The sequence below is a fragment of the Microbacterium umsixpiens genome (genome assembly GCF_053543675.1).
Window position 1 is genome coordinate 81,642 of the sequence record NZ_JBLVOH010000136.1, and the last position, 1,554, is coordinate 83,195.

The window sequence follows — 1,554 nt, forward strand, 5'->3', positions numbered from 1 at the left end:
GGCCCGGGGGCACCCCGGGACGGTGGCTCAGTCGGCGCTCATCACCGACTGCACCGTGCCGTCCGAGCCGAGATTCACGAGCAGGACGTCGTCGGATGAGCTGTCATCCAGGGCGTACTCGAGGACGGCGAAGGGCTCCGAGCCTCCGTGCTCGTCGGCGAGGATGGTCATGCTCATCAGGCGCAGCGAGCGGATGATGTCCACGGCCGCATCCCCTGACACGTCGACGAGGACCTCCGGGAGATCGTCGCCGTAGGCCTCCTGCTGCTGGAGGATGTACTCGGTCACCTCGCTGGTGCGGTCATCGACCTCGGAGAGCATCCCGCGCCGCGCGGTGTCGTCGACGTTCTCAAGTCCGGCGATGAGACCCGCGGCGATGTCCAGCGCGTCCGCGGACACGTCGTCCTGGTCCGGAGCGGTCAGATCGACGGTGACGCTCTGGTCTCCGAGTTCGACGGTCTCCGACCAGAAGATCGAGCCGTCGGGGCCCGAGGACAGGAGTCCGAAGTAGTCGTGTTCGATCGCCATAACGCTATGAAACCAGCCTCGTGCTCACTGCGGTAGTCCCGTCATCAACCGACCAATGACTGGACGAACACATGGGGGGTGAATCCGGTGAGATCGTCGATCCCCTCGCCCTGTCCGAGCAGCTTCACGGGGATGCCGGTGCGCTCTTGCACCGCAAGCACGAACCCGCCCTTCGCGGAACCGTCGAGCTTGGTCAGGACGAGCCCCGTGACGCCCGCGTGCTCCAGGAACGCCTCGGCCTGCATCACGCCGTTCTGGCCCGTCGTGGCATCGAGGACCAGCAGCACCTCGCTGATGGGAGCCTGTTTCTCGATGACGCGTCTCACTTTGGAGAGCTCGTCCATGAGCCCGCCCTTGGTGTGCAGGCGGCCGGCGGTGTCGATGATCGCGATCTCGATACCTTCGCGCTTGGCGTACTCGACGGTCTGGAAGGCGACGGATGCAGGATCCTGGCCCTCCTGCTGCGGACGGACGATCGCCGCTCCCCCGCGCTGCGCCCAGGTCGCGAGCTGGTCGACTGCCGCTGCGCGGAACGTGTCGGCTGCACCGACGACGACACTGCGCTGATAGCCGCGGAGGAACTTGGTGAACTTGCCGATGGTGGTCGTCTTGCCAACGCCGTTCACGCCGACGACCAGCACGACGGCCGGACGCTCGGTGAGCTTGAGTGTCGTGTCGAACTTCGCGAAGTGCTCTTCGAGGGTCTCGCGCAGCATGCGCTGGAGGTCCCGAGGATCGGTCGTGCGGTACTTGTCGACTTTGGCCCGCAGGTCCTCGACGACGCGCTCGCTGATGTCGGGCCCGAAGTCAGCCGTGATCAGCGCCGTCTCGAGGTCCTCCCACGTCGTCTCGTCGATGGTGGGCTTGACGAACATGCCGCGCAGTGCGCGACCGAGAGACCAGGACTTCTCCGCCATCCCTCCAGCCTACGGGTAGCACCGGGGAATGAACTCCGCTTCCGAACAGAGCGGCGCGGCGGTTCGAACCGCCCTCTACAGCCCGATGCCGGCAACGACCCCACTTTCG

2 protein-coding genes are annotated in these 1,554 nt (G+C 66.2%); both read right to left on the reverse strand.

Features of this window, described 5'->3' with window-relative positions; genetic code table 11:
- Nucleotides 1–27 precede the first annotated feature (27 nt).
- Nucleotides 28–528 carry a DUF2004 domain-containing protein gene (locus tag ACNPM4_RS13795; protein WP_262000866.1) on the reverse strand — a complete coding sequence of 167 codons (501 nt, stop codon included), beginning with the start codon at nt 526–528 and terminating at the stop codon, nt 28–30.
- A gap of 44 nt (nt 529–572) precedes the next feature.
- On the reverse strand, nt 573–1,445 hold the full coding sequence (gene ftsY, locus ACNPM4_RS13800; RefSeq protein ID WP_448986033.1) for a signal recognition particle-docking protein FtsY: 873 nt from the start codon (nt 1,443–1,445) through the stop codon (nt 573–575).
- Between the last annotated feature and the right edge of the window lie 109 nt (nt 1,446–1,554).

Excerpts from the sequence above, each read along its gene's own strand:
- ftsY (WP_448986033.1), bottom strand. The coding sequence starts at position 1,445 with ATGGCGGAGAAGTCCTGGTCTCTCGGTCGCGCACTGCGCGGCATGTTC.
- ACNPM4_RS13795 (WP_262000866.1), bottom strand. The coding sequence starts at position 528 with ATGGCGATCGAACACGACTACTTCGGACTCCTGTCCTCGGGCCCCGAC.